The organism is Streptomyces sp. NPDC030798, from assembly GCF_055572275.1.
On the sequence record NZ_JBVIDR010000023.1, the window covers coordinates 48604 to 75209 of the forward strand.

Consider the following 26606-nt stretch of genomic DNA (forward strand, 5'->3'; position numbering starts at 1 on the left):
CCCTCCCCCCCCCCCCCCGCGACCGAGTGCTCGTTCACGACCGCCCCGGACGGACGGCACCGGAGGCGGCTACGCGGTCCCACCCGCTCCCGGCCCACGGCCTCCTCGACGGCCCGCTGCCGCTCACCAGCCGGACAGCTCGGTGGCGATCAGGTGCCTGGCCAGCTCCCGGCCGGTCACCGCGTTGGTCGTCGACTGCCACGATCCGGAGCGGCTCGCGGCCTTCTGGTGCGCGGTCCTGGGCTTCACGGTGATCGACCGGAGCGAGGGCAAGGCCGAGACCGGCTCCTGGGAGCCGACCGTCGAGGAGGTCGGGGCCCGCCAGATGCCGCCCACCCTTTCGCCGCCTCACTCCATCTGCGGAGGAACAAGCCCATGCCCCACCTCGGAAGTACGGCGTATCTGCGTGCCCTTGCCGCTGCCGCGCTGAGCCCGCGGCGCGCGGCGGCACCCCGTCGTACTGCGCCGGCCGAACGCGTGGTGATCGTCTCCGCCAGCATCGGAGCCGGCCACGACGGCGCCGCGCACGAGCTGCACCGCCGGCTCCGGGCGGAGGGCGTCACCGTCGACCGCTACGACCTGCTCGACCTGCTGCCGGCCCGGATGGGCCGCGTCGTGTGCGACGGCTATCACCGGATGCTCGTCCGGGCGCCCTGGGTCTATCAGCGCATCTACAGCAGCACCGCGCGCGCCGGAGGTGGCGGCCCGCTGGCCCGCGCCCTGCTGCGCACCGCCGAGGACCGCATGCTGCGCGCCCTGCCCCCGGACACCGGCGCCGTGGTCTCCACCTATCCCGGGGCCAGCCGGGTGTTGGGCAGGCTGCGGCTCGCCGGCCGCCTCGACGTGCCGGTGTTCACCTACCTCACCGACTTTTCGGTGCATCCGCTGTGGGTGGCCGACGGCGTGGACGTCCACCTCGCCGCGCACGCCGTGCCCGCCGCGCAGGCCCGGGCCCTCGGCGCGGGCGACGTACGGGTGGGCGGGCCGGTCGTGGACCCGCGCTTCAGGCCCGCGCAGGCGGGCGAACGCAGCGCCGCCCGGGCGCGATTCGGGCTGCCCGCCACCGCCCCGCTGGCCCTGCTGGTCGCCGGTTCCTGGGGGGTCGGCCCGGTCCGGCAGGTGGCCCTGGAGCTGCAGGGCTGCGGCGCGGCCCTGCCGGTCGTGGTCTGCGGCCGCAACGAGGTGCTGGCCCGGCAGCTGCGCGAGGACGGCATCGAGCACGCCTACGGCTGGGTCGACGACATGCCCGGTCTGATGCACGCCGCCGACGTGCTCGTCCAGAACGCCGGCGGACTGACCTCGCTCGAGGCCTTCGCCGCCGGCCTGCCCGTCGCCAGCTACCGCTGCATACCGGGCCACGGACCGGCCAACGCGGCCGCGCTCGACGAGGCGGGCCTCGCGGCCTGGATCCAGGACGCGACCGAACTCAAGGACATCCTCCGCGACTTGATGGCCGGCCCGCGCGGACTGCTGCAACGCGAGGCGGGACTCGCCCTGTTCACCGCCGCCGGCCGGGGACCCGCGGACGCGATAGCCCGCGCCTGCGGTGCCCGAACACCACGCCCCGTCCCGCTCGCCGTGGCGGCTTCCGGCGTGCGTGGGGGCAGAGTCAGTACGGGTGTGGCTCCTTGCGCCGTGTGCGGGGCGGGAGCCGGTGCGGGTGTGGCTCCTTGCGCCGATTGCGGGGCGGGAGCCGGTTCGGCTGTCGCGACTTGCGCCGCAGGTGGGACCGGAGCCCGTCCGGCCGTTGCACCTTCCGCCGCAGACAGGATCCGATCCCGTCCGGTCCTACGGCGGCTCGCCGCCACCGCGGCCGCCGCCTGCACCGTCTGGGCATGCGCGGTCGGCACCACGGTCGCCATCACCGATACCAGCACTGGCGTGATGCACGCCATCGGCCGCACCCTCGACCTCGACGGCCCGCCGCACGCCCATCACCCGGAGGGCCACCGCTCGTGAGTGCCGCACAACTGCTCCGCACGACCGCCCGGGTCGCCCTCCCGGTCCTCGCCGCCGCTCACGCGGCCCCGGTGCTGTCCACCTTCGGCCCGCTGCGCAACCGTGCCATGCCCCGCCTCGCCGGCCGGGGCCGCGCCGACCACGTCGCGCTGACCTTCGACGACGGGCCCGACCCGCTGTCCACCCCGTTCTTCCTGCGTGCCCTGGAGGCCCGGAAGGTCACCGCCACCTTCTTCCTCCTCGGCTGCCAGGCGCGCCGTTCACCCGGCCTGGTCCGCGAGATCGCCGCCGCCGGTCACGAGATCGGCATCCACGGCTGGCTCCACCGCCCCCTGTTGCTCCGCGGCCCGCGCGCCACGTACGACGACTTCGCGCGCGCCCGGGACACGGTCGGCGCCGTCACCGGCCGCACCCCGCGCCTGTTTCGGCCGCCCTACGGCGTGATGTCCACCGCCGCCCACCTCGCGGCCCGCCGTCTCGGCCTCACCCCGGTGCTGTGGACCGCCTGGGGCGAGGACTGGAGGGCCCGGGCCACCCCGGAATCCGTCCACCGCACGGTCACCCGCGACCTGGACGGCGGCGGCACCATCCTGCTGCACGACTCCGACTGCACCTCCGCCCCGGGCGCCTGGCACTCGGCCCTCGGCGCCCTGCCACGGATCCTCGACATCTGCGAGGAGCGCGGCCTGTCGGTCGGGCCGCTGCGCGAGCACGGACACCCCGGGGGAGCGGGCACCGCGCCGCGCACCCGCGCGGCGGACGGCTTGCGGCGCTGACGGCCGCCGCGGCGCCCGGTCAGGTCAGCGCCTCCCACGGCTCCAGCTCGGCGCCCTCCTCGGCGACCCGCCCAGCCCGTTGACACCCTCTATGTACATGCTCGCGAACAGCTCGCGCCGGGACGGAAGTTCTGGCAGAGCGTGCCAGTGCCCACGCCTGCGCGGCGGGCGATGTCCTCCAGCGGCGCATCGGCGCCGTGCTCGGCGAAGGCCTCGCGGTCCGCGGCCACCAGGGCGTCGTAGCTGCGCGCCGCGTCCTTCCGGTGCGGTCGGCGGGACGCCACGATCAGCCTGCGCGGTCGTCTGCTGGCGATGCCCCAACTCCCAGGGGCGGTGGTCCTGTTAAGAGTCCTAAGGGCTTGCAGGGAAACAAGCCGTGGGATCGAGGCGGTCCTGGCTGCGAAGTTCCAGATGGTGTTGCCGCATCTGGACGAGCGCCAGGCGGGAGCGCTGTCGCTGGGGCGCGGTGGGATCAGGCTCGTTGCCGCGGCCGGGGCTCGGGAGGGCACGGTCTCGCGCGGAGCGGCTGGAGTGGACTCTGGCCAGGCACCGTTGGGGCGAGGGGCGATCCGATGTCGCCGCTGATGTGGACGACGAAGTCGACCCGGAAGCCGGCAGCGGAGCTGACCGTCCTGGTCACCGCTCTTCGGGAGCTGTGGGGGACCCCGACCGGCAACCTCGTGGATCCGGCGCTCCGGCTGCGGCACCCGCCCTGTCGTCGGTGCTCATGCTCTTGTCCTGCTGGTCAGCGTGCCCTCATCCGCAACGGCGGGCGGTCTCCAGCACAGTGTCCGCCCACGGGCGCCCTCAGCGCCCGGTGTGCGCACGCCAGGTGTCGTGCAGCCGGGCGAGGTGCTGGAAGCCGTCCACGACCTGGTCGGTCGCCACGCCGAAGTCCACCAGGCACGCGACCTCGTCCACGCCGGCGTCGGCCAGCTGCTTGAGCATGGCCATGCACTCCTCGACGGTGCCGAACATGCCGCTGGTCTCGAAGTACCGGTCGAAGGCCTGGCCCACCAGGAAACGGCGGTCCTCCTCGCTCACGTTCTTCAGCTCCCGCGTCATCGCGGCGCCGTCGGCTCCCGCGGCCTCGGCAGCCTTGACTATCAGGTCGAAGGAACTGGCGAGGTAGCGGGAGAACGGCTCGCGCACGGTCTCCCGTACGGCCTCGCGGTCAGTGCCTACGAAGGTGTGCAACATCAGCGCCACGTGGGCGCGCCCCCCGTCGCCATGGTGCTCCTGGTATGCCGCCCGGTACTTGGCGATCCGCTGTGCCAGCGTCCCGACCTCCTGGCCCAGCAGGTGGGTGAGGACGCCCAGGCCGTGCCGTCCGGCCAGTTCGAAGGTCGCCGGGGAGCCGCCGGTGGTCAGCCACATCGGCAGCTCGGGCTGAACCGGCGGCGGGAACACCGTCAGCGACACCGACTCGCCCGCGCCATCGACGAGTTCGACCGACTCACGCCGCCACAGCCGGCGAATCGTGTCGATCGTGTCCATCAGCGCGCTCTTGCGGGTCTCGTAGTTCTCCGGGCGCAGCGCGAAGTCGGCGGCGTGCCACCCCGAGGCGATCGCCACCCCCGCCCGCCCGTTGGAGATGTTGTCGACGACCGACCACTCCTCGGCGATCCGCATCGGGTGGTGCAGCGGTGCCACCACGCTGCCGGCCCGCACGGCCACCCGCTTGGTCACCGCGGCGACCGCGGCGCCCGTGACCGCGGGATTGGGGTAGAGCCCGCCGAAGGCGTGGAAGTGGCGCTCCGGGGTCCACACCGCGGTGAAGCCGTGGTCGTCGGCGAAGCGCGCGCCCTCCAGCAGCAGCCGGTAGCAGTCCTGCTGCTCGGTGTCGTTGTTGGCGAAGTAGAAGAGGCTGAAGTCCATCCGCGTCTCCGGATCGTGTGCGCGTGGTGTGCAGGTGGGTGGAGGAGGCGGCGCCGGGTCGCGACATCCCCGAAGGCCGCTTCCACGAGGAGAGCGGCCTTCGGGAGTGCCGGCGAGGGTGCAGGCCGATCAGCTCTGGGCCATCGCAGCGATCAGGCTCTTGGGGCGCATGTCGGTCCAGTTCGCCTCGATGTAGTCAAGGCACTCCTGCCGCGCAGCCTCGCCGAACACCGAGGTCCAGCCGGCCGGCACCTCGATGAAGACCGGCCACAGCGAATGCTGGCCCTCGTCGTTTACCAGGACCAGGTAGTTCGCGTCAGGGTCCTCGAACGGGTTCGTCATCACGTCGTCCTTCCTGCGGGCATGATGTGGACCGTCCGGTCACACCGCGACCCAATATGGCCCAGGGTGCCGAGTCGGAGTCAAACAACTGCCCGAGCAGATCGTGGCCCCGATTACCCGTCCAACTGCGGCCCGGCGCCGGTTGAACAGGGCACTTCGCACCATCTGCGGTCGGTCTTGATCCACGTCGCGCATGGTGCCAAGGTGGCCGCGGCGGAGTGTGCCGGTCTCGTCAGCTTTTGAAAGCGACCTCGATGCTCCTGGCGCGAGTGGATTCCCGCGCCCTGAGTATTTGTGTGCGACGGACAATTCCGCGCTCGTGCCTGTCGCCCGAATAAGGTCATCTCCGAAAATGAACGAGCATGTTTCAGCCATGCCCAAACACCCCCTCAGACTTACCTGGCCACCTCCAAGGCCTCCGGTCGTTGGAAGGAGCGGTCGCAGTAGACGAGCGGGGCGTCCTCTCCTGCGAAGGCCGCCTCGACCCGGCCGATCAGGACGGAGTGGTCCCCACCGTCGACGACGCGGTCCATGGAGCAGGCCACTCGGGCCGCCGCGTCCGGAACACCCGGGAGCCCAAACTCCATCGGCAGCGTGTCCCCGGCCGCGAAACGGTCCGCTCCGGAACAGGCGAAGCGCCGGGCGATGTCGGCCTGCCCCGCCGCGAGTACGTTGATCATGAAGGAGTCTGCGCTTGCGAAGGCCGCATGGGTGCTCGCGTACTTGCCCAGGCAGACCAGTACGAGCGGCGGAGCCATCGACAGGGAGCTGAACGAGCTGGCGGTGAACCCCCAGCGACGTCCCGTGCGATCGACTGTGGTGACCACCACGACCGGGCCCGGCACCCGCGCCATGGTCCGGGTGAACTCCTCGGGAGCGACGGACATCCATGCCTCCAGATTCCTGAGAGGGAGGCGGCGGTGGGCTGGATCCCACCGCCGCCGGGCTTACGAAACCTGCCGGGCCGCACCGTGGACGATGTCGATGTCGGCGGCGTCGGGGTTGGGGGAGCCAACTCAAGCCGCCACCGAAGGCGGTGAGAACGGTGCGGGCGCCTGGCGCCGGCTGGCCGGTGGCCAGCGCGGCGGTCAGCGCCGGTGCGGGCGATCGCGCAGACCGCGCTCCGCGACGGCACGCCGAGTCGCTCGGTCACCGCCTGGATGATGCGGCCCTTCGCCTGGTGCGGGACCAGGGTGTCGACCATCCCGGGACTCCATCCGCAGCCCTTCGGCACCCGCGAGGCCGACAGCGCCATCTGCTCGACCGCCCGCAGGTGGACCTTGCGGCCGGCCATGCCGAACCAGCGCGGGCTGTCCGGCTGTTCGAGCTGGCCGGGCACCTTGATGAGGTGGTGGCCCGAAACGGCGCCGCCGAGGTTGAACGCCGGCAGCGCGCCCTGGTCCGTGGTGGTGCCGGGGCGCAGCACCACCGCGCCCGCGCCTTCGCCGGAGATCACGGCCGTGGCGCGGTCCGTCGGGTCGACGATCCGGGAGTAGATTTCGGACGCCACGATCAGGACGCTGTCGACGACGCCGCTGGTGATCAGGCCGTCGGCCACCGCGGTGGCGTAGACGAACCCGCTGCGCACGGCGGAGATGCCGAACGCCGGGACCTGGCCCAGGCCCTCGTGGTGGCCGGCACCACGCCGCCGACCGTTCGCAGGCCCGCCGAGCTCAGCGCGTTGGCGACGGCTTCGCAGGCCGGGTCGCGCATTGACACCCCGGGGCCGCCCGGCGCCGTGCGGCGATGGCGGTACGACTGCGGATCCACTCGTCGGTGGAGTCCAGCTGGGCCACCAGCGCGGCGTTGTCGATCTCGGCGCTGGGCAGGCAGGTGCCGAGGCCGGCCAGGACCGGGGTCGGCCGGTCGCGGCGGCCCCCGGACGATGAGGTGGACTCTGTCGTGGACATCGGGTCACGCGCCCCGCGGTGTCAGTCGGACCGGCAGGGACTCGGGGCCGTTGACGACGATCGATTCCAGCAGTTTCGGCTCTCCGGCCAGCTCGATGTCGACCCTGCTGTTGAGCAACTCGTCGAAAACAAGGCGGAGTTCCGACCTGGCCAGCACGCTGCCGAGGCAGAAGTGCTCGCCGAAGCCCAGTGCCAGATGCCGGTTCGGCTTGCGCAGCACATCGAAGCGGTCCGGATCGTCGAACACCGTCTCGTCGCGGTTGGCCGACGGGAGCCAGAACACCACGCGGTCGCCGGGCTCGATCCGTTTGCCGTGGATTTCGATCGGCCTGGCCGCGGTGCGCATGATGTGGGTAGCGGTCGATGTCCAGCGCAGCACTTCCTCGACGGCGGACGGCAGCAGGCTCGGGTCCGCCCGCAGGATGTCCCACTGCTCGGGGTGCTGGAGGAAGGCGAGCATACCGCCGGCCGCTGAGATCCGGGTGTTCTCGGTGCCGCCGACGAGCAGGTTGTCGCAGTTCAGGATGATGTCGTCCGGGCTGAGCCGATCACCGTCGATGACGGCGGTGGCGAGTGCGCTCACCAGGTCGTCGCCCGGATCCGCCGCCTTCTCCTCCTGGAGCTTCTCGAAGTACCCCATGATGTCGAGGTGGGCGAATCGGCGGGTCAGTGGGTCGCCATCGGCGAATGCCTTGCTGGTGAGATCGTACAGATACTGCCAGTCCGACTCTGGAATGCCCATCATCTTGCAGATGACATACAGCGGAATGCGCGCGGCGATTTCTACGACGAAGTCGCAGGACTCCTGGGCCAAGGCGTCGCCGACCACGGCGCGAGCAATGTCCCGCATTTCCTCCTCGAGTGTTCGGACCGACCGGACGGTGAACCACTCGTCCACCACGCCGCGCAGTTGGCGGTGGCGCGGCGGATCGGTGAGGGCCAGGGTGCGGCCGCCCCCGGGGTCGACTCCGTGGTCGGCGGGCCGCAGCAGGATTCCGTGTGCGGAGCTGAAGGTCTCGTGATCACGGTAGGCGGTTCGCACGTCCTCGTACCTGGTCAGCGACCAGTAGCCGGGCAGTTCGGCCGGTTCGTGCCAGTGGGCCGGGTCGTTGGCGCGCAGCCACCGCCACTGCACAAAAGGGTCGCCATGTGAATAGAGTTCTGGATCGACCAGGTTGATAAGCGGTGGCGGCTCGATCGGCTTGCTTTGCACGCGATGCCTCGCAGGGGTCTAAGGGTTGATTTCACGGTGGCATGCTGTTTCGCACAGCGTCAAGGCTTGCCGAGCCGCCCGCTCCAGGCCGTCCGAGCGTCCTGTTCAAGTGCCGCAAAAGCGCACTTGAACACCGCTGCCGAACGATGTCCCGAGTCATTGAGGCATGTTGATCTCTTCAGCGCCGGGAGGCTATGTTCCCTGGTCGGATGAAATTATTCCGGGCTGAGGCACGCCGAATCGGCGGCTGCCCTGTTGATGGTGTTGTTTTTCCTGGGAAGGAGGGGTGCAGATGACTGATGAGCAGTTGTTTCTGCGGTCCAAGGTCATAATTGAGCCGCTGGTGGACAGGTTTGTCGCCCAGCCGCACACCATGGCGCCGGTGCAGGCGGCGATGAACCTGGCGTTCCTGCATGTCCCGCTGCTCGAGTCGTACCTGCAGTCCCCGCAGGTGCATGTCGCGGCCAGCAACAATCCGGAGCTGCGCGGCGGTTATTTCATCAACATCCCGGAGGAGCGCGCCGATGAGGTGCGCGAGCTGCTCGCCGCCATCAAGCGGGACCGGGCCGACATGCTGAAGTTCGCCGAGGCGATCGCCGCCGGTCAGGAGATCCTGCGGGCCAACGCCACCGGCTTCGACCTGACCCCGCTCTACCCGAAGCTGCCGGAGGAGCTGGGTGGTCTGGTCGAGTTGGCCTACGACACCGACAACCAGGCGCAGCTGCGCTTCTTGGAGCCGGTGCTCTACCACAGCCCGTACTACCAGGAGTCGCGCCAGTCGGTGCAGCTCTCCTTCGAGACCGGCATCGAGCGCCCGTTCATCCTGAGTACCCCGCGGCTGCCCTCCGAGGACGTGCTGGAGCTGGACATCCCGTTCCGGCACCCCGGCCTGACGGAGCTGTTCAAGGCCCGGGTCAAGCCGACCACGCTGGCTCACCTGCGTGAGGCACTGGAGCTGAACGACGAGCAGGCGGCCGTGCTGCGCACCATGTTGAGCGAGACTCCGGCCCTGAGCGAGGACCGCCACATCGAGTCCGGTGGCCGGATCCGCTACTTCGGCCACGCCTGCCTGGTGCTGCAGACCCCCGAAGCCGCCATCGTCACCGACCCGTTCATCAGCGCGGACAGCGACGCCGACGACCGCTACACCCTGGACGACCTGCCGGACTACATCGACCTGGTGCTGATCACCCACGGCCACCAGGACCACATCGTCATGGAGACCCTGCTGCAGCTGCGCGGCCGGGTCGGCAAGATCGTCTGCCCGCGCTACTCCCGTGGCAACCTGGCCGACCCGTCGATCGCGCTGATGCTCAAGCACCAGGGCTTCGACGTGGTGGAGGTCGACGACTTCGACGAGGTCGAGTTTCCGGGCGGCAAGATCACCGCCACCCCGTTCCTGGGCGAGCACTGCGACCTGGACATCCGCGCCAAGTCGACCTACTGGGCCGAGCTGGCGGGCAAGAAGGTGTTCATCGGTGCCGATTCCTCCGGCATCGACCCCAAGCTCTACCGCTACGTCAAGGGTCACCTGGGCACCGCCGACTTCGCCTTCCTCGGCATGGAGTGCGACGGCGCCCCGCTCACCTGGCTCTACCAGGCGCTGCTGACCATCCCGGTCACCAAGAAGATGAGCAACTCCCGCAAGCTGTCCGGTTCCAATGCCGAACAGGCCGCCGCGATCATGGTCGAGCTGGGCGCAAAGGAGGCCTACGTCTACGCGATGGGCGAGGAGGACTGGCTGGGCCACGTGATGGCGACCACCTACACTCCGGACACCTACCAGATCAAGCAGATCGAGAAGTTCCTCGGCTGGTGCAAGGAGCGCGACATCCCGGCCGGCCACCTGTTCAAGCAGCAGGAGTGGCGCTGGTAGCAGCCTGCGGTTGACCGCAGGCCCGGGTGAACCCCTCACCGAATTCCGCTCCCAGCCTCTGTTGGAGGTACTTCCATGGCTGCGCACGACATCGCCCATGTTGAGCTGTACACGAGAGACAAGGCGACGACCGTCGAATACTTCGTGTCCGCCATGGGGTTCTCCCGGGTGGCCGACTCGGTGGAGCCGGAGCGGAGTTCGGTGCTCCTGCAGCAGGGTGAGGTTCGCCTGGTGGTCACCTCCGGGCGGGGGATCGTGAGGTTCCTGGAGCAGCACGGCGACGGCATCGCCGACATCGCGCTGACCTGCGACGACGTGGCGGCGACCGCCGTGGCGGCGGCCTCCGCCGGCGCCACGGTGACGCGTTCCTCGCAGGGCCTGCCGGTCGTGTCCGGCTTCGGGGACGTCGTGCACACCCTGCTGCCGGCTGATCCGCTGGTCAACGGCCTTCCCGGCAGTCGTAGTTGGTCTTCCACACCCGGGGCCACCGCGACGGCGGCAACCGGTCGGGTCACCGGCCTGGACCACATCGCGGTCTGCCTCGAGGGCGGCACCCTGGACAAGTACGCCGACTTCTACCGTGATGTCTTCGGCTTCTCCTGCTACACCTCGGAGCGTGTTGCGGTCGGCGCCCAGGCGATGGACTCCATCGTGGTGTGCAGCGACTCGGGAGGTGCCCTCCTCACCCTGGCCGCACCGGACCCTGCCGTGGAGCCCGGACAGCTCGACAACTTCCTGGAGCGCAATGGCGGCGAAGGGGTGCAGCACCTGGCCTTGCGCACCGGTGAGATCATCACCGCGGTGCCCGAGTGCCGTGAGAGGGGTGTCGTGTTCCTCGGCACACCGGACAGCTACTACGGCATGCTCGGCGACCGGCCCGGCGGTGTGGACGCGCAGGTCGAGGAGCTGCGCGAGACCAAAGTCCTGGCCGGCCGTGATGAGTGGGGTGACCTGCTGCTGGTCTTCACCCGCTCGCCCTACCCGCGCAACACGCTGTACTTCGAGTCCATCCAGCGCAACGGTTCGCGAGGCTTCGGCAGCGCCAACGTCCGAGCCCTGTATGAAACGGTACAGAGCGATCGGCTGGCTTCGTGATGGGTACCGAACGCCCCGAGACCACGGGCCTGTTCACCCTGAAGGACTACGAGGAAGCCGCCAGGGTCCGTTTCGACCGGGGAAGTTGGGATTTCATCGCCGGTGGCGCCGGCCAGGAGCGTACCCTGGCGGCCAATCTGGCGGCGTTCGACCGGGTGCGGTTGCGGCCGCGGGTGCTGTCCGGATCCGGGGCGCCTGACACCACGACCACGGTGCTGGGGCGCAGTTGGCCGGTGCCGATAGCGGTGGCGCCGATGGCCTACCACACCCTGGCTGATCCGGAGGGCGAAGTGGCCACCGCGCGGGCCGCCGGCCGGGTCGGCCGGCCGCTGGTGGTGAGCACCTTCGCCGGCCGGACCTTCGAGTCCATCGCCGAGGCCGCCACCGCTCCGCTCTGGCTGCAGGTGTATTGCTTCCGCGACCGCGCTACCACCCGTCGGCTGGTGGAACGGGCCGAGCGGGCCGGCTTCGAGGCGCTGGTGCTCACCGTGGACGCCCCCCGGCTCGGCCGCCGGCTGCGCGACCTGCGCAACGACTTCCGGCTGCCGGACGGGATGGTGCCGGCCAACCTCACCGGCGGCGACTACGCCTCCCCGAGCGCACACGCGCTCACCGAGTTCGATCCCGCGCTCGACTGGTCGGTCATCGACTGGTTGCGCGAGGTCAGTTCACTCCCGGTACTGGTCAAGGGAGTTCTGAGCGAGGTCGACGCCCTGGCGGCACTGCGCGCCGGGGTCGACGGGATCGTGGTGTCCAACCACGGCGGGCGTCAACTGGACGGTGCCCCCGCCACTTTCGAAGTGCTCGCCGAGATCACCGCGGCGGTCGGCGGCGCGTGCCCGGTACTGGTCGACGGCGGCATCCGCCGCGGTGCCGACGTACTGGCCGCCCTGGCACTGGGCGCTGACGCGGTGCTGCTGGGCCGTCCGGTGCTGCACGGCCTCGCGGTCGGTGGCGAGAACGGCGCGGCGCACCTACTTGAGCTGATCACCGAGGAGCTGGTCGAAGCCATGACACTCACCGGGACCCCGTCAGTCGCCGAGGCGGGTCCTGCCCTGGTCGGCGCCGAACCCGAAGCCACCCCGGCGCCGAGCGCGGTTCGGACCACGCCGGCCGCCGGCCTGCGCAAGGCCGAGCTGCATGGCAGTGTCAGTGACCCAGTGCTGGACACCATGAACTTCCTCAACGAGGTCACCACGCGCTATCCGCAGGCGATCTCGTTCGCCCCCGGCCGCCCGTACGACGGCTTCTTCGACGCCGAGCAGATCTTCGCCCATCTGCGGCGCTACCTCGACCACCTGGAGGCGCAGGGCGCCTCGCCCGGACAGGTGCGCTCCGCGCTCTTCCAGTACGGGCCGACCAGCGGCCAGATCCGCGAGCTGATCGCGGATTCGCTGCGCAAGGACGAGAACACCGACGTCGCCCCCGAGTCCATCGTGGTCACAGTGGGGTGCCAAGAGGCGATGTTCCTCGCCGTGCGGGCGCTGATCTCCGGACCCGAGGACGTGCTGCTGGTCTCCAGCCCCTGCTACGTGGGGATCACCGGCGCGGCCCGACTGCTGGACGTCACCCCGACCGCCGTGGCCGAGCGCGCGTCCGGCTTCGACTGCGCCGATCTGGAAGCGGCCATCCTGGCCGAGCGGGCCCGCGGCCGCCGTCCCCGGGCGTTCTACGTGATTCCCGACCACTCCAACCCGTCCGGCACCACGATGCCGCTGCAGACCCGGCTCGACCTGCTCGACCTGGCGCAGCGCCACGACATCCTGCTGCTGGAGGACAGCCCGTACCGGATGGTCAGCCCCGGGCAGCAACTGCCCACGCTGAAGTCGCTGGACCGTCACCGGCGGGTGGTGCAGCTGGGATCGCTCTCCAAGACGCTCTTCCCCGGTGCCCGGGTCGGCTACGTGGTGGCCGACCAGACGGTGGTGGATGCCGACGGCCGCACCGGCCTGCTGGCCGACGAACTCACCAAGATCAAGAGCATGATCACGGTGAATACCTCGGCAGTCAGCCAGGCCGTGGTAGCGGGCATGCTGCTCGCGGCCGACGGTCGGACCTCCGAGCTGAACAGCGAGACCGCCGCCTACTACGGCGACGCGATGCGGGTCACCCTGAGGGAGCTCGCCAAGCACTTCCCGGCCGCCGAGCGGGAAGCCCTCGGGGTGCGCTGGAACGAGCCCACTGGCGGCTTCTTCGTCGGCCTCACCGTACCGTTCCAGGCCGACAACGCGGCGCTGATCCGCTCGGCCGAGGAGTTCGGTGTGATCTGGACCCCGATGTCCTACTTTTATCCGGACGGTGGTGGCGAGCATGCCGTCCGGCTGTCCGTCAGCTACCTGACGCACCAGGAGATAGCCGACGGGACGGAGCGGTTGGCGCACTTCATCAAGTCCCAGTCCCAGACGGCTCGCGACTGAGCCGGCCGCGTCCGCACCCGAGGGAGCTACCCATGCCGGCGCCCACCCACACCTGCTAGTCGATCACCGAGGCGCTGCTCCTGCCCAAGCTGATCAGGCTCGGCCCCACGCCGTACGGCGTCATTCACCCTGATGAAGCTGTCCCCCGCCTGCCATACCCTGCGACGCGCCGAGGAGCTGCTTGGTCGGTCCGGTCGGCTCTGGCGGCTCGATGTGCGGCACCACCCGGGCACTGCGCGAGCACACCCCGCAGACTCGGGCTATAGGTGTGGACAGCCACCGCAGCCTGCTGCTCGGCCAGCCCGACGGGCCGCGGCAGCTGTGCGACATCGGCAACAGCCTGTGGCCCGCAAACCTCGGCTACACCGTCTTCGACGAGGCCGCTGGCGTTCCGCCACCGAGGCCACCCGTGAACTGCAGCTCCGACACGCTCTCTTCGAAGGCCCCGCCGGACGACCGCCTCGTGCCGGCCTGGATGACGGCCGGCATCTGGTGCTTCGTCCGCGCTGGTACGAGAGGCGGATGCCGTTGGTGCTCACCTGGGGCATGGCGCTGGGACTCCTGAGCGAGAGGGAATCGAGAACCAGGTTGTTGACCAGGCCGTCTCAACGGGCAGGCCGATCAGGGTGAGGCCGGAAGGACGGCTCAGCCGGTCACTCCGGCGACGACGGCGACCAGCAGCATCGCGCCCGCTGGGGCCGGCCGCGCCTGAGCGTAGACGGTAAGGGAGATGAAGGCGAAGCAGGACAGAACGGCAGACGAAGCCGCCGGACCAGGCGAGCCGGATGGCCGGGTCCCCTCCGCACATGTCGGACGGGGCGATCGCGTGGACCGCGGAATGGGGGCGAAGGCCGTCGCGGCCGATTTGCGATGTTCAGCTGAGGCGGTGCCGCAGTTGAACGCACGAGTCGGCCGGGACGGCAAAGTGCGCCCGCCCAACAGCGGAGCGAGTCGGGCAGGGGCCGCGGAACTCATCTCGGTGCGCCCGCGGTGGACACCGAGCACATCCCCGATGGGGCCGGCTCGAACTGCGAGGCCATGACACCGGTCGGGCACCCAAGCAGCGTGGCGAGCAACGGCCCCGGCCGGTACAGCCGGGCCCGGTGTCCGTGCTGGAGACGCTGCTGCTCTGTCTGCTGGGGCACAACGTAATCGGTGCCGAGGGGTGATCGAGCCGATGGCAACCGTCCCGCCGTACTGCAGCGCGCTGGTGGCGGCCTCTCCTGTCAATGGCCGCGAGCCGACGGGAGTTCACTCAGAAGCTGGATGAGCAGTCCTCTCGGTGGAGTCGACGGCGATCGCCGAGTGAGCAGCCGCCGCTGATCACCACGTGAGGGCCGTTCCCGCCGTTGCCGCTCCGGAATGACCTCTTTGATGCCCAATCGGGTGCATGGCCAGGGCGATGAACGTCAGGTCTGTTGCGTGATGTTTTCATGCAGAACGCGGACCTGTCGACGGCGGTGCCACTGGAACGGCGATGAGAGTCCCGCACTGGCGTGCGGTCGGTGTGCGGCGTACGGGTGCGAGGTGGTGGACGCGGAGAGCGGCGAGTGGCACGGAGCGGAACCGACGGTAGAGGCGGGCTCGTTCTGGGCGACGAGCAGTTGCGACCGGGACCCTCCCGTGTCCTTCACGCGTGAAGGAAGGCGCAGTCCTCGCCACTGTGCTCGGCGCGGTGACGCCATGACCCCGCACCGTTTCACGTTGCACCGCACCGTCAGAGATCAAAAGAACTCCGCTGTGCTCAAAGTACTTGTACACCTCGCCTTCTGCGGGTCGCATTGAACGCGTGATGTTGCTGGATATGCGCCTTCGACCGTTTCGAGCGCTATACCTCCTGTCTGTGAGGCATGTACAGGGAGGAGGTCTGACCGACGGGCTGCGGGCATTCCGGGACAGATACGAAGGGCGGTGGCCGAGAGGTTCGCCCGGGAGCGGAGAATGCGGTAATCGTCAGGCAACTGCGAGTGAACACCAGACCGGTGCAGCGCTTGCTGAGCGAGGTGGAGTTCATCGAGCCGGAGGATGAACTCGCCGAGGGTGCCGCAGGTCACGGGCGGCACGAAGCGCAGCGGACGCTCGATCGGATAAGCCTGCTGATGCCCCATCAGTTTATCGTTGGCTACACCATCCAGGTGTTGTCGCGTTGCTCAAAACGCCATGGGTGGGGGTCCATTGCTGCGTGATTCAAGCCAACTGACGAGCCATATACGGCTAGCTGGTTGTGACCCCTCGACAGTTCATGGGGGCGGAAGTGATGATCGAGTCAGTGGAATTCGGCTGGGACGTGTCCTTGAGGGCCGGCTTCGAACCTTGGCGGTGATTCGCGGAGCGAGCCCTCGGGACCTGGTAGGCACCTCGACGGGACGCCCCTGTGGGGTATCGACACGTGCGCCTGGGCCCAGCTGGGAGCCGACAACCATCAGGGGGAGCACGTGAGGCGGACTGTGAAGGACCTGACATCGACCGTGGTGGTGCCGGTCGCCGTGTTGCAGTTGGGAGAGTCACCGCGCACCGGCGGCCGGGACGAGGAGCACATCGCCAGGTTAGCGGAACTGGACGGGCCGCTTCCGCCGATCCTGGTCGAGCGGCACACCATGCGTGTGATCGACGGGATCCACCGGCTGCTGGCCGTGATGTCCAAGGGCCAACTGGCCATCGAGGTTGAGTTCTTCGACGGCAGCAGTGCGGATGCCTTCCTGACGGCGGTCGAGGCGAATGTCACTCATGGTCTGCCACTCTCCCTGGCCGACCGGCGGGCGGCAGCCGAGCGGATCGTGACCTCGCACCCGCACCTTTCCGACCGGGCGATCGCGCGGACCGCGGGGCTGGGTGCCAAGGCGGTGGCGGCGATTCGCCGCCGGGTGGCTGAGACCGCGGATGGACCGCAGTTGCAGGTGAGGGTCGGTCGGGACGGCAAGGTCCGTCCGCTGAACAGCCTGGAAGGGCGCCGTCGGGCCGCGGAGCTGCTGGCCGAGCGCCCGGAGGCCTCGCTGCGCGAGGTCGCCCGGCTGGCCGGGATCTCCCCGGCGACGGTCAGCGATGTCCGGCGCCGGCTGGCGGCCGGGAAGGCGTCGGCCACCGAGCAGGCGGGCGACGGCGCCATGGGCGTGGTGCTCCCGGCCCAGCGGACCCAAGCGACCGTGGCCCAGCACATGCGGCTGATGCGGTCCGACCCGGCCTCCGACCCGGCCATGGTGCTGGAGAAACTACTGCGCGACCCGTCGCTGCGTCACAAGGAGGAAGGCCGCCAACTGCTGCGCGTGCTGCAGCAGAATGTGATGGGGGCCAAGGAATGGTCCGAGCTCACCGAGGTCGTGCCCACGCACTGCGGCGCCTTGGTGGTGGAGCTTGCCCGGCAGTGCGCCGAGGCCTGGTTGGAGTTCGCGCAGCAACTGGACGAGCGGGTTCGCGCGGTGGACCAGGCCGCGACCGGCTGACCGAGTAGTGCCGGGCCCGTCGTGGCGGTCGCACGCGGGCCCGGGACAGACCCGGCAGGGCAGCCGATGGGACGCTGCTGTCATGCGGCGCGCATCGGGACGAGCGACCCGTTGTCGGCACCGTGGGCGGCCGCTCAACGGGTGGAGGTAGAGCACCGACCGGCCGGCGCCCAGAATCGCCGTCCGGTACTCGGCCATCGAGGACGGGCAGTCGTTCCCCCGCCGCGGCCCCGGAGGCCAGGCATCCGATGAACGGCCGGGGGTTGGCAGAGCGCCACTGAATGACGGTGGCGTCACCGCGCAGGTGGGATGAATCAGCCTATTCAGGCTGAATGCGTGCCCTCAAGGATGCTTTCGTGCCGAAGAGTCGAGCCTGAGCTTCGAAGAGCGCTCCGAGTCGGGCAGTCACCCACGCATCCGACAGCAACGGCCGTTGAAGCAGGGTCTTTCACCAGTGATGGCTTGGCATCGGCTGGAGCGATGCGGTCCCACTCGCCGGCGACCGGATGTTCAACCGATGGTGCGCGGCAGTTGGACACCCGCGCGCACTCGTCCGGGACCGCACACCGCTGCATTCCAGCACCCCTGCGCCATCTGGGTGTTCAGGGTCAGCGTGCACTTCTGTCACTTACCGAGCGACGAGGGTTGGGGCATAGTGGTCGGCGGGCCCCGCCATGATCCCTAATGCCGACGCAACCGATGCCGCTGATGTGCGGTTCGCGAGTAGTCCGGCCTGGACGGCGACGCGAGGCGGCCGCATCTCGGCTGAGGTAGGAGCCGGAACGGTGCGCCGCACCCCCGGAAAAACAGTGACTGACGGAGCAGCAGCCTAGGGGTACAGCATGGATTTCGATCTCGGCGGCTATCAGAGCCTGGGAGCTGCCTTCGACGCGCGGATCACGCGTCACCCGGAGAAAGCCGCTCTCACCGTCACCCGTGGCACCGCCGAGGAAGACAACGAGAGCCTCAGCTTCACGAAGCCGGTGCGGCTCACCCCGTCGCGCGAAATGGACCCCGAGTTGCGGCGCGTGGCGGCGGGAGACCTCAGGTGACCGCCACCCGCACGGGCGCCGGGATCGCGGACGCCCTCGACGAAGCCCTGGGCCCGCTCGACGAGACGGCCCGCCGGTCTGTGGAGCTCGACGAGAGCGATCAGTTCCCCGCGGACCTCTGTGCCCGCCTCGATGGGTGGGGCCTGTCGGCCTACTACGTGCCGACCGAGTGGGGCGGCGCGCTGTCCGACCACGAGCAGATGATCCGGCTCTGGCGCCTCGTCGCTCGCCGTGACGTCAGTGCACTGACGGCCCACGCCAAGACATACCTGGGCGTGGCCCCGATCTGGATCGCTGGCAACCCGGAGCAGGCCAGGGCCACCGCTGAGGCGGTGATGTCAGGTTCGCCGGTGGCTTGGGCGCTGTCCGAGCCGGAGCACGGTGCCGACCTGCTGAGCGGTTCCGTCACCGCCACGGCGGGGCCCGACGGCTACCGTGTCGACGGCGTGAAGTGGCCGATCAACAACGCCACCCGCTCGAGCCATGTCACTCTGCTGGCGCGCACCGGCCAGGAGGGCTCCGGGCGTGGGCAGAGCCTCTTCCTCGTTGACAAGTCGGCGCTACGGCCCGGTACTTGGCGGACTCTGCCGAAGGTGCTGACGCACGGCATCCGCGGGATCGACATCTCCGGCATCGAGTTCGACAGTGCGCTGCTGCCGGCCGACGCCTTGCTCGGACCCGAGGGAAGCGGCCTGGAGACGGTGCTGCTCGCGCTCCAGCTCACCCGGACGATGTGCACCGCCATCTCCCTCGGCGCCGGTGAGCACGCGCTGCGACTCGCGGCCCGGTTCGTGGGGGCGCGCATCATTCAGAAGCGCCCGCTGGCCGAACGGCCTTTCCCGGCCTCGGTGCTGGCCCGCAGCGCCGGGCTGCTGACGGCTGTAGAGGCGACCGCGCTGGTCGCCGCCCGTTCGATCCACAGCCTCACCGCGGAGATGAGCGTGACCTCGGCGGCCGCCAAGGCACTCGCGCCCACCCTGGTCGACGCCACGCTGGGGGAACTCGCCGAACTGCTCGGCGCACGTTCCTTCCTCTCCGACGTCTACGAGTACGGTGCGTTCCAGAAGGTGTGGCGCGACCACCAGATCGTGGCGGTGTTCGACGGCAGTACCCCGGTGAACCGCGCCGCCCTGGTGCAGCAGTTCCCCAGACTTGTCCGTGGCTTCGCCACCGGCACCGTCGATGCGGCCGGACTGGCCGAAGCCGTCTCGGTCGGCGGCCCGGTCCGACCCGTCGACCGTGGCGCACTGACCATGGTGTCCCGGCAGGGATGCTCGGTCGTGCAAGCACTGCCCGCACTCGTCGAGTCGATCGGCAGCCGGCCCGCTCCCACCGGGCTCGCCGACCAGGCCGTCGCACTGGGCGCCATGGCCGACTACCTGCACAGCCAGATGGCCGACGTGGCGCCCGCCGCCCGTCCCGCCATGGCCGCCTACGAGCTGGCTGCCGCCTATGAGCTCTGCTACGCGGGTGCGGCCTGCCTGCACCTGTGGGCCACGGGTGAATCCGAGCATGCGGCGGAGCCACTGTGGCACGACGGCCTCTGGGTGCGGGCGGCGCTGCGCGCCCTGCTGGCCAGGCTCGCTGCCGTACTGCGCGTGCCGCTGCCGGCTGCCGCGCCCGGCGACGACCGGCTCGACGGCGCGCTGGCCCGTCTCATCGTCGACGCCGCGACCACCGGTGCTCCCGTCACCCCGTTCGGGGCGCCGGCGCCCCGATCGTTTCAGCAGGGGAAGGACTCGCGTGAGCGCTGAGAAACTGGACGCACTGTTCGGCAACCCACGGGATGCGGACAACCCGGTCGGCTACGCCGCCATCCTCGCCGCCGATGAGCGGCACGAGATGCTCGCCGAGGGCGAACGCCTGCTGGAGACCTACGGCATGAACGCCGAGTTCGTGCCGGCCGCGTACGGTGGCCGACTGGTGCGGGCCGACCGGCTTGCCGAAGTGCAGCGGGAGCTGTGGCGACGCGACCCCTGCCTCGGCCTCGGCTACGGTTTCAGTTCCCTCCTCGGATCGGTCAACATCTGGTCCGCCGGCACGCACGAGCAGCGCACCAAGGCAGCCGAGATCCTGCTGGGGGGCGGCCGGATCGCGGCCGCCTTCCACGAACTCGACCACGGCAACGACTTCGCGCACGCCGAGTGCACTGCCGTTCCGAGCGACGACGGCTGGCTGCTGACCGGGCGCAAGGAGATCGTCACCAATCTGCGCCGTGCCGAGGCCATGGTGCTCTTCGCACGGACAAGTGAGGTCGCGGGCAGCCGCAGCCACAGCCAGTTCTTCCTCACCCGCGGCGAGTTGCCGGCCGACCGCGTGCTGGATCTGCCGCGGTTCCCCAGCTCCGGCATGAACGGAGTGCAACTCGGCGGACTGCGGTTCTCCGACTGCCCGATTCCCGGCAACGCGACGCTCGGCCGGCCCGGCCAGGGCATCGAGAACGCCCTGCGCGCCTACCAGCTCAGCCGAGTGGTGATCCCAGCCATCCTCGTCGGGCCGTTGGACACCGCGCTGCGTCTGGCGCTGGAGTGCGTGCACGAGCGGCGCCTCTACGGTGGTTTCGCCGCCGACCTGCCCTATGTGCGCGCCGCCCTCGCACGCGCCTACGCCGACCTGCTGGCCGTCGACGCCTTCTGCGGCGTCGGACTCCGGGCGCTGCACCTGGCCCCGGAGGCCACGCTGCTCTACGCACCGGCGGTGAAGTACCTGACGTCACGGATCGTACTGGACGCCTTCGAGGATCTGCGTGCGGTCATGGGCGCCCAGGGCTACCTCCGCGAGGGCTCCTACGCGATGTTCCAGAAGCTCGCCAGGGACGCCGCTCCGGCCACCTTCGCGCACATCTCGCGCTCCGCCTGCCTGGTGCTGATCCTGCCGCAACTGCCCCGGCTGGCGCGGAAATCCTGGCTGGCCGAGCCGGCCGCCGCTCAGCAACTGTTCGACCTCGGCGCGGATCTGCCGCCGCTGGACTTCGACCAGCTCGCCGTCGGCATGCTGTCCGGTGACGGGCTGATCGGCGTGCTGGCCGAAACCGCCGAGCGCGAGCCGGCCGGGAGCCCGGTCGGTCGGTTCGCAGTGCGCTTCAGGGACGAGGTGCTCGCGCTGCGCGACCAGTGCGCCGCACTGGCTCCCTCGGACCTCACGATCGGGGCCTCTCCGGAGGCCTACGCGGCGGCCGACCGGTACACGGTGCTGCTCGCCGCCGCCGGCGCGCTCGCGGTCTGGCGCAGCGATGTCCGTCAGCAGGAGGCGGCGCTCCTCGGGATCCTCGACCGGCTCTCCGGACGCCTCGGCGGCGCCCCGGTGCTCACTCCGGACGAGCGCGCGAGTGCCGAGCAGGCGCTGTTCGACATCGCTGTCGAGCGCTTTCAGGACGGGCGGCTCCTCGACCTGTCCGCACGTCATGTTTCCGGATGAGAGAGGGAGTTCGATGGCTGATCGGACAGTGGGTGTGCGGGTGTCGGGCGAGGACATCGAACGGTGGTTGATGGAGCGGGTGTCCTACTACCTGGAGACGCCGGTGGGGGAGATCGATCCGGGTGTCTCGCTCGCCGAGTACGGGTTGGAGTCGGTGTACGCCTTCGCGTTGTGCGGGGACATCGAGGACAAGTTGGGTGTGACCGTGGAGCCCACTCTGGTGTGGGACGTCGACACGGTCGCGGCTCTGACCGTTCACCTGGCCGGCCTGGTGGCCGAACTGCCGTCGTCCTGAGCGGTTTTCACGGCCTTCAAGGCCCGCAGGGCTCCTGGTGCACGTTTGTTTGCCGACGGCGGGGTCCGACGGGGTCCTGGGTCGGTTTGGTTGATTCGCGCGGTCCCGGTGCCGTGGTTCAGCGTCCTGCCTTTGTTCTTCCAGAGTGCGTCGATCGATTGAGGGATACGAGAATGGGTGCCTCCGCACAGGGTCCGTGGGATCTGATGTCCGGCCAGCTGGGGGTCTGGTACGCGCAGCAGCTCGCGCCTGACAATCCGGCGTACAACATCGGTGACTGCACGGAGATCCACGGCGAACTCGACGCGGATCTCTTCGTGCGTGCGCTGCGCCGCACAGTGCAGGAGGCGGAGACTTTCCGCCTGCGCCTGTGTGTGGAGGGCGGGACGCCGCGGCAGTTCCTGGCGGAGGCCGGAGAGGTTCCGATTCACGTGGCGGATCTGCGGGGGGAGGCTGATCCGCGTGCGGTGGCACAGGAGTGGATCCAGGCCGATCTGGACACGCCGGTGGAGCTGGTGGGTGGGGCGCTGTCGGGACATGCGTTCTTCGTGCTCGGGTCGGATCGCTTCCTGTGGTACCAGCGTGCTCACCACCTTGTTCTCGACGGCAATGGTCTGTCGCAGTTCGCCGAGCGGCTGTCCCAGGTGTACGGGCTGCTTCGGGCGGGTGAGGATCCGGCCGAGAGTTCATTGCGGTCGGTGTCGGAGCTGATCGAGGTCGACGAGGCCTACCGGGATTCACAGGAGCGTGACCGGGACCGGCGGTTCTGGCTGGAGGCGTTCTCGGACCATGAAGAGGAGACGGCGTCCGAGGGGTCGCAGGGGCGGCGCCTCGCCGGCCGGCCGGTGACCCATCAGCAGGATCTCGGAGTCGACGCGACCACTCGGCTGCGGGCCACGGCGAAGCGGCTTCGGGTCAGCTTCGCCGGCTTGGTGATCGCCGCGTCGGCCGTCTACCAGCACCGGTCCACCGGGGCGCAGGACGTCGTGCTCGGAGTGTCGGCCAGTGGCCGCACGAGCATGCGTGAGGTGGGCATCCCCGGCATGACCGCGAACATCATGCCGATCAGGCTCAGGATCCGTCCGGGCATGTCCGTCGAGGAGCTCGCGCGGCAGACGCAGCGAGCGGTCCAGAGCGGTCTGCGTCACCAGCGCTACCAGTACCCGGACCTGCTCAGGGACCTGAAGCGGGTCGGCGGCACCCCGCTGTACGACATGATCGTCGACGTCATGGTGGCCGACCGCCGGATCGGTTTCGGCGACTGCGCGGTCAACCGGACCGGCCTGGCAAGCGGGCCTGCCGAAGGCCTGAAGATCGATGTGCTCGGTGACGCGGCCGAGGGCGGTGTGCAGACCTTCATCGAGATGAACCGCGAGTACTACGACGCCGAAGCGGCGTCGTCGGTGAGCCGCCGGTTCCTGGCCGTGCTGGACTGGCTCAGCAGTGCTCCGGCCACCGCCTCGGTCAGCACCGCCGACCTGCTCGACCCGGCTGAGCGACGGCTGGTGCTGGAGACCTGGAACGACACCGTGGTACCCGGCGAGGCCCTGCCGGTACCGCAGCGGTTCGCGGCCCAGGTGGCCGCGACGCCGCAGGCGGTTGCCGTGGTAGCCGACGGCTCGGCGGTTTGCTACGCCGAACTCGACGCGCGCGCCAGTCGGTTGGCGCACCACCTCCTCGCCCAGGGAGTCGGTGCCGAGTCGCTGGTTGCTCTGTGCCTGCCGCGCGGCCTGCAGGCGATCGAGGCGATCCTGGCGGTGTGGAAGGCGGGGGCGGCGTACCTGCCGCTGGACCCGGCGTACCCGGCGCAGCGGCTTGGCCAGCTGCTGGCCGACAGTGGGGCCGGGCACGTGCTGGGTGAAGCGGCGCTGATCGGGGAGCTGGCAGCCCATGGTGTGCGCACGATCGCCCTGGATGACCCGGCGGTGCTGGCCGAGCTGAGCGAACGGCCCACCGCCGCACCTGAACTCGACGTGGCAGCCGATCAGTTGGCCTATGTGATCTACACCTCCGGCTCGACCGGCAAGCCCAAGGGCGTGGCTGTGACGCACCGCGGGCTCGCGAACTATGTGGCCTCGGTGCCAGGACACGTCGGCTTCGGTACGCCGGGCGGCAGGTATGCGCTGCTGCAGCCCACGGTGACGGACCTCGGAAACACCGTGGTGTTCGCGAGCCTGACGACCGGCGGTGAACTGCACGTCCTGCAGGAGGGCGCGGTGACCGATCCGTCCGCCGTGGCCCAGTACCTGGCGGAGAACCGCATCGACTTCGTGAAGGTGGTGCCCTCGCACCTGGCGGCGCTGGGCGCGGCAGCCGGCCTGGCCGCCCTGATGCCGGCCGGGGCGCTGGTGCTGGGTGGCGAGCCGGCGTCGCCGACGCTGGTCGACGGACTGCTCGAAGTGGTCGGTGACCGTGGTGTGTTCAACCACTATGGGCCCACTGAGACGACCATCGGCGTGGTAGCCGGCCGACTCGACCGGAAGCCGGTTGCCGCAGGCGTGGTGCCGCTCGGGGTTCCGGTGGCCAACACCCGTGCCTACGTGCTGGACGGGTCGCTGAGCCCCGTTCCGGTCGGTGCGGCGGGTGAGTTGTACGTGGCAGGTCCGCAGGTGGCGCGCGGGTATGTGGGGCGCTCGGGCCTGACCGCGCAGCGGTTCGTGGCCTGCCCGTTCGGCCCGGCCGGCGAGCGGATGTACGCGACGGGCGACCTGGTGCGATGGACCACCGACGGTGAACTGGTGCACCTGGGCCGTACGGACGAGCAGGTGAAGGTGCGCGGCTTCCGGGTGGAACCGGGTGAGGTGCGAGCGGTGCTGGCCGCGCACGAGTCGGTGGCACAGGCCGCCGTCGTCGTCCGCGAGGACGTCCCGGGGGACAAGCGCCTGGTCGCCTACGTCGTTCCCGCCGCCGCCGCGCAGACGGCCGACGCCGCGCGACTGAATGAGCTCGTGCTCGGGTTCCTGGCCGAGCGGCTGCCGGCGTACCTGGTGCCCTCCGCGGTGGTGGTGCTGGACGCGCTGCCGCTGACGACCAACGGCAAGCTGAACCGCGCCGGCCTGCCTGCTCCGGACTATCTGTCCTCCACCGCCAAGGCCGTCGGCCGCGGTCCGGCGACGGTGCACGAGGAGATCCTCTGCGGTGTGTTCGCGCAGGTGCTGGGGGTGGAGAGCGTCGGCGTCGACGACGACTTCTTCACTCTGGGCGGCCACTCGCTGCTGGCGATCCGGCTGATCAGCCGGATCCGGACGGTCCTCAACGTCGAGTTGCCGATTCAGGTGTTCTTCGAGGTGCCGTCGCCGGCCGGGGTCGCGGCCTGGATGGCCGAATCGGCGGTCACCGCAGGGCGTGCGGCGCTGGTGCCGGCGGAGCGGCCGGAGCGGATGCCGCTGTCGTTCGCGCAGCGCCGCCTGTGGTTCCTGGGGCAGCTGGAGGGTCCGAGCGTTACCTACAACGCCTCGGTGGCGCTGCGACTGAGCGGAGAGTTGGACCAGCAGGCACTGGCGGCCGCGTTCAGGGACGTGATCGGGCGGCACGAGGTGCTGCGCACGATCCTGCCGGCGGTGGACGGTGAGCCGTATCAGCGTGTCCTGTCGGTGGAGGCGTGCGGGTTCGAGCTCGCGGTGGTCGAGGTGGCGCCCCAAGAGCTGGACAGTGCGGTGGCCGAGGCCTCAGGCTACGCGTTCGACCTGTCGGCGGAGATCCCGCTGCGGGCGACGGTGTTCGCTGTGGCGCCGCAGGAGCATGTGCTGGTGGTGCTGGTGCACCACATCGCGGGTGATGGTTGGTCGACGGCGCCGATGCTGCGGGATGTGTCGGAGGCGTACGCGGCACGACTGGGCGGTGCGGCGCCGGCGTGGAAGCCGTTGCCGGTGCAGTACGCGGACTACGCGTTGTGGCAGCGGGAGTTCCTCGGCGACGAGCAGGACCCGGACAGTGTGCTGTGCGGGCAGGTGGCGTACTGGCGGGAGGCGCTGGCGGGGGCACCGGAGGAGTTGGAGCTGCCGACCGATCGCCGGCGCTCGGCGGTCGCCTCGTACCGTGGGCACGAGGTGCTGCTGGATGTCCCGGCGGAGCTGCATGCGCGAGTGCTGGAGGTGGCGCGTGAGCGGGGGGTGACCCTGTTCATGGTGCTGCAGGCGGCGTTGGCGGTCACCCTGAACCGGATCGGCGCGGGCACGGACATCCCGATCGGGTCGCCGGTCGCCGGGCGTACCGACGAGGCGCTGAACGACCTGGTCGGGTTCTTCGTCAACACCTTGGTGGTGCGGACCGACCTGTCCGGTGACCCGACCTTCGACGAGGTGCTGGAGCGGGTCCGGGAGACCAGCCTGGGGGCGTTCGCGCACCAGGACGTCCCGTTCGAGAAGCTGGTCGAGGAGCTGTCGCCGACCCGGTCGATGGCACGCCACCCGCTGTTCCAGGTCATGCTCACCCTGCAGAACACGGGGTCGCCCCGGCTGGAGCTGCCCGGTCTGCGCGTCGACCGGGTGCCGACCGGCCTGGCATTCGGCAGGTTCGACCTGGACCTGAACCTGAGCGAGGAGTTCGACGCCGACGGTGCGCCGGCCGGCTTGCGGGGCGTGCTCCTGGCGGCGGCGGACTTGTTCGATGCGCAGACCGTGCGGCGGATCGCGGGCTGGTTGCACCAGGTCCTGGAAACGGTGGCGAAGGATCCGCAGCTGCGGGTCGGGCGGATCGATGTGCTCGATCCGGCTGAGCGTCGCCTGGTGGTGGAGGAGTGGAACGACACGGCGGTCGGGGTGGAGTCGTCGACGTTGCCGGGGTTGTTTGCCGGGCAGGTGGCGCGGACGCCGGATGCGGTGGCGGTGGTGTTCGAGGGTGTCGAGGTGTCGTATGCGGAGTTGGATGCGCGGGCGAACCGGTTGGCGCGGTTGCTGATCGGGCGTGGTGTGGGCCCGGAGTCGGTGGTTGCGGT

16 protein-coding genes and 4 pseudogenes are annotated in these 26606 nt (G+C 70.0%); 14 read left to right on the plus strand and 6 right to left on the minus strand.

All coding sequences use genetic code 11. The features are described 5' to 3' along the window. Positions 1 to 157: 157 nt before the first annotated feature. From ACZ404_RS35440 to ACZ404_RS35450, 3 genes and pseudogenes are all read left to right on the plus strand, one after another. Positions 158 to 340 (plus strand): annotated as a pseudogene (locus tag ACZ404_RS35440) (VOC family protein); the annotation flags it as partial. Between the two features lie 35 nt (positions 341 to 375). After that, a complete protein-coding gene (locus tag ACZ404_RS35445; RefSeq protein ID WP_468447257.1) occupies positions 376 to 1959 on the plus strand; it encodes an MGDG synthase family glycosyltransferase in 1584 nt (527 codons plus the stop codon). Continuing rightward, positions 1956 to 2735 (plus strand): polysaccharide deacetylase family protein, encoded by a 780-nt coding sequence (locus tag ACZ404_RS35450; protein ID WP_468447259.1) that lies wholly within the window; start codon positions 1956 to 1958, stop codon positions 2733 to 2735. The genes ACZ404_RS35445 and ACZ404_RS35450 overlap by 4 nt, the downstream gene beginning before the upstream one ends. Positions 2736 to 2757: 22 nt before the next feature. Here the strand turns inward: ACZ404_RS35450 and ACZ404_RS35455 are convergent. Further along, a pseudogene (locus ACZ404_RS35455) lies at positions 2758 to 3049 on the minus strand (TetR family transcriptional regulator); the annotation flags it as partial. Positions 3050 to 3146: 97 nt separating this feature from the next. Here ACZ404_RS35455 and ACZ404_RS35460 point away from each other — a divergent pair. Continuing rightward, positions 3147 to 3364: pseudogene (locus ACZ404_RS35460) on the plus strand (ISAzo13 family transposase); the annotation flags it as partial. A 178-nt stretch (positions 3365 to 3542) separates the two neighbouring features. Here ACZ404_RS35460 and ACZ404_RS35465 read toward each other — a convergent pair. From ACZ404_RS35465 to ACZ404_RS35485, 5 genes and pseudogenes are all read right to left on the minus strand, one after another. Beyond that, complete coding sequence (locus ACZ404_RS35465; protein WP_468447261.1) at positions 3543 to 4613, minus strand: MupA/Atu3671 family FMN-dependent luciferase-like monooxygenase; 1071 nt, start codon at positions 4611 to 4613, stop codon at positions 3543 to 3545. Positions 4614 to 4742: 129 nt separating this feature from the next. Beyond that, positions 4743 to 4955, minus strand: coding sequence for an MbtH family protein (locus ACZ404_RS35470; RefSeq protein ID WP_041132243.1), 213 nt, complete (start codon positions 4953 to 4955; stop codon positions 4743 to 4745). Between the two features lie 395 nt (positions 4956 to 5350). Further along, positions 5351 to 5842 carry a flavin reductase family protein gene (locus tag ACZ404_RS35475; protein WP_468447263.1) on the minus strand — a complete coding sequence of 164 codons (492 nt, stop codon included), beginning with the start codon at positions 5840 to 5842 and terminating at the stop codon, positions 5351 to 5353. A gap of 218 nt (positions 5843 to 6060) precedes the next feature. Next, positions 6061 to 6873: pseudogene (locus ACZ404_RS35480) on the minus strand (ketoacyl-ACP synthase III); the annotation flags it as partial. Next, positions 6870 to 8078: a cytochrome P450 gene (locus ACZ404_RS35485; RefSeq protein WP_468447265.1), complete on the minus strand. Its 1209-nt coding sequence runs from the start codon at positions 8076 to 8078 to the stop codon at positions 6870 to 6872. The pseudogene ACZ404_RS35480 and the gene ACZ404_RS35485, both read right to left, overlap by 4 nt. A gap of 292 nt (positions 8079 to 8370) precedes the next feature. Here ACZ404_RS35485 and ACZ404_RS35490 point away from each other — a divergent pair, with 292 nt between their 5' ends. The 10 genes from ACZ404_RS35490 to ACZ404_RS35535 form a co-directional block, all read left to right on the plus strand. Next, positions 8371 to 9954, plus strand: a complete 1584-nt coding sequence (locus ACZ404_RS35490) for an MBL fold metallo-hydrolase (protein WP_468447267.1) — start codon at positions 8371 to 8373, stop codon at positions 9952 to 9954. A 75-nt stretch (positions 9955 to 10029) separates the two neighbouring features. After that, positions 10030 to 11049 (plus strand): 4-hydroxyphenylpyruvate dioxygenase, encoded by a 1020-nt coding sequence (hppD, locus tag ACZ404_RS35495; RefSeq protein WP_468447269.1) that lies wholly within the window; start codon positions 10030 to 10032, stop codon positions 11047 to 11049. Beyond that, on the plus strand, positions 11049 to 13466 hold the full coding sequence (locus tag ACZ404_RS35500) for an aminotransferase class I/II-fold pyridoxal phosphate-dependent enzyme (protein WP_468447286.1): 2418 nt from the start codon (positions 11049 to 11051) through the stop codon (positions 13464 to 13466). Before hppD ends, ACZ404_RS35500 begins: the two co-directional genes overlap by 1 nt. Before the next feature lie 1982 nt (positions 13467 to 15448). Then, positions 15449 to 15652 carry a hypothetical protein gene (locus ACZ404_RS35505; protein ID WP_468447271.1) on the plus strand — a complete coding sequence of 68 codons (204 nt, stop codon included), beginning with the start codon at positions 15449 to 15451 and terminating at the stop codon, positions 15650 to 15652. Positions 15653 to 15934: 282 nt separating this feature from the next. Then, complete coding sequence (locus tag ACZ404_RS35510; protein WP_468447273.1) at positions 15935 to 16906, plus strand: transcriptional regulator; 972 nt, start codon at positions 15935 to 15937, stop codon at positions 16904 to 16906. 842 nt (positions 16907 to 17748) lie between these two features. Further along, positions 17749 to 17958, plus strand: coding sequence for a hypothetical protein (locus ACZ404_RS35515; RefSeq protein WP_468447275.1), 210 nt, complete (start codon positions 17749 to 17751; stop codon positions 17956 to 17958). Beyond that, positions 17955 to 19712, plus strand: a complete 1758-nt coding sequence (locus tag ACZ404_RS35520; protein ID WP_468447276.1) for an acyl-CoA dehydrogenase family protein — start codon at positions 17955 to 17957, stop codon at positions 19710 to 19712. The genes ACZ404_RS35515 and ACZ404_RS35520 overlap by 4 nt, the downstream gene beginning before the upstream one ends. Next, positions 19702 to 21375, plus strand: coding sequence for an acyl-CoA dehydrogenase (locus tag ACZ404_RS35525; RefSeq protein ID WP_468447278.1), 1674 nt, complete (start codon positions 19702 to 19704; stop codon positions 21373 to 21375). Before ACZ404_RS35520 ends, ACZ404_RS35525 begins: the two co-directional genes overlap by 11 nt. A gap of 13 nt (positions 21376 to 21388) precedes the next feature. Continuing rightward, a complete protein-coding gene (locus tag ACZ404_RS35530; protein WP_468447280.1) occupies positions 21389 to 21670 on the plus strand; it encodes an acyl carrier protein in 282 nt (93 codons plus the stop codon). Continuing rightward, the coding region (locus tag ACZ404_RS35535) for an amino acid adenylation domain-containing protein (RefSeq protein ID WP_468447282.1) at positions 21598 to 26606 on the plus strand (5009 nt) is incomplete at its 3' end. The genes ACZ404_RS35530 and ACZ404_RS35535, both read left to right, overlap by 73 nt.